General features: G+C 59.6%; 2 protein-coding genes. Both read left to right on the top strand.

Annotated features, from left to right (window positions below; genetic code table 11):
* The coding region (locus ACIP1X_RS28845) for a ParA family protein (RefSeq protein WP_400755970.1) at window positions 1–732 on the top strand (732 nt) is incomplete at its 5' end.
* A 9-nt stretch (window positions 733–741) separates the two neighbouring features.
* The gene (locus tag ACIP1X_RS28840) at window positions 742–1,614 is read left to right on the top strand and encodes a ParB/RepB/Spo0J family partition protein (protein WP_008084408.1); all 873 of its coding nucleotides are present in this window, start codon (window positions 742–744) and stop codon (window positions 1,612–1,614) included.
* Window positions 1,615–1,801: the final 187 nt, after the last annotated feature.

Genomic DNA, 1,801 nt, shown 5'->3' with positions numbered 1-1,801 from the left:
AGATCAAAAGATCGCAGCCTTCGGCAGCGCCGGGTGCTGTTGATCGATCTCGATCCACAGGGCAACGCCACCATGGGTAGCGGTGTGGATAAACACGGCCTGGAAAACTCGGTTTACGACCTGCTGATCGGCGAATGCGATCTGGCGCAGGCCATGCACTATTCCGAGCACGGCGGTTATCAACTGCTGCCGGCCAACCGCGATTTGACCGCGGCAGAAGTGGTGCTGCTGGAAATGCAGATGAAGGAAAGCCGTCTGCGCAGCGCGCTGGCGCCGATCCGTGAAAACTACGATTACATTTTGATCGACTGCCCGCCGTCGCTGTCGATGCTCACGCTGAACGCACTGGTCGCTGCTGACGGGGTAATTATCCCCATGCAGTGCGAGTACTTTGCGCTCGAAGGTCTCAGCGACCTTGTGGACAACATCAAGCGCATCGCCGAACTGCTCAATCCGAACCTGAAAGTCGAAGGCCTGCTGCGGACCATGTACGACCCGCGGCTGAGCCTGATGAACGATGTTTCGGCGCAGCTCAAGGAACACTTTGGCGAGCAGCTTTACGACACGGTGATCCCGCGCAACATCCGTCTGGCCGAAGCGCCAAGCTACGGCATGCCGGCGCTGGCCTACGACAAGCAATCGCGTGGCGCCCTGGCTTATCTGGCCCTGGCTGGCGAGATGGTTCGCCGTCAGCGCAAAAATTCACGCATCGCCGCCGCTCAGGCAACTTAAGGAATCCCCATGGCCGTCAAGAAACGAGGTCTCGGACGTGGACTGGATGCACTGCTGAGTGGTCCGACTGTCAGCGCGCTGGAAGAACAAGCCGCGCAAGCTGACACCCGTGAGCTGCAGCACCTGCCGCTGGATCTGCTCCAGCGCGGGAAATACCAGCCGCGTCGGGACATGGATCCGCAAGCGCTGGAAGAGCTGGCGCTGTCGATCAAGGCACAAGGCGTGATGCAGCCAATCGTGGTGCGCCCGATTGGCGGTGGCCGTTTTGAAATCATCGCCGGTGAACGTCGCTGGCGCGCGAGCCAGCAAGCCGGGCAAGAAACCATCCCGGCGATGGTGCGCGACGTACCCGATGAAACCGCGATCGCCATTGCGCTAATCGAGAACATCCAGCGCGAAGACCTCAATCCAATCGAAGAAGCGGTGGCCTTGCAGCGTTTGCAGCAGGAATTCCAGTTGACTCAGCAGCAGGTTGCCGAGGCTGTGGGTAAATCCCGCGTCACTGTGGCCAACCTGTTGCGGCTTATTGCGCTGCCGGAGGTCATCAAGACGATGCTGTCCCACGGCGACCTGGAAATGGGTCATGCCCGTGCTTTGCTCGGTCTGCCCGAGAATCAGCAGGTTGAAGGGGCGCGACATGTTGTCGCACGCGGCCTGACCGTGCGCCAAACTGAAGCACTGGTTCGCCAGTGGTTGAGTGGCAAACCGGAGCCTGTGGAAGCCAGCAAACCCGACCCGGATATCGCCCGCCTCGAACAGCGTCTGGCCGAGCGCCTAGGCTCTGCGGTGCAGATTCGCCACGGGAAGAAGGGAAAGGGTCAGTTGGTGATCGGTTATAACTCGCTCGATGAGCTTCAAGGTGTGCTCGCACACATCCGCTGAAACATTTCCTCATGTAGCGCGCAGTCGGAAATCACTACCTGACAGTTGAATAGGGGCAGAACCGCCCCTATACTCTGCGCTCATTTTGTCGGCACAAATTATGCCAAGTTAGTGAATTCTGGCAGCCGACCATTGGAGAGCAATAGGGATGGAAACCCGCAAGCCAAACCGCCGGCCGGGCCATCGG

This window comes from Pseudomonas sp. NPDC088885 (assembly GCF_044750025.1).
Classification (GTDB): Bacteria; Pseudomonadota; Gammaproteobacteria; order Pseudomonadales; family Pseudomonadaceae; genus Aquipseudomonas; species Aquipseudomonas rustica.
The sequence above is the reverse complement of the archived record's forward strand: the minus strand, read 5'-3'. Positions and strand labels throughout refer to the sequence as shown.

Bases quoted from the DNA above. Each gene is read 5' to 3' on its own strand.
- ACIP1X_RS28840 (WP_008084408.1), top strand. From the start codon at position 742: ATGGCCGTCAAGAAACGAGGTCTCGGACGTGGACTGGATGCACTGCTG.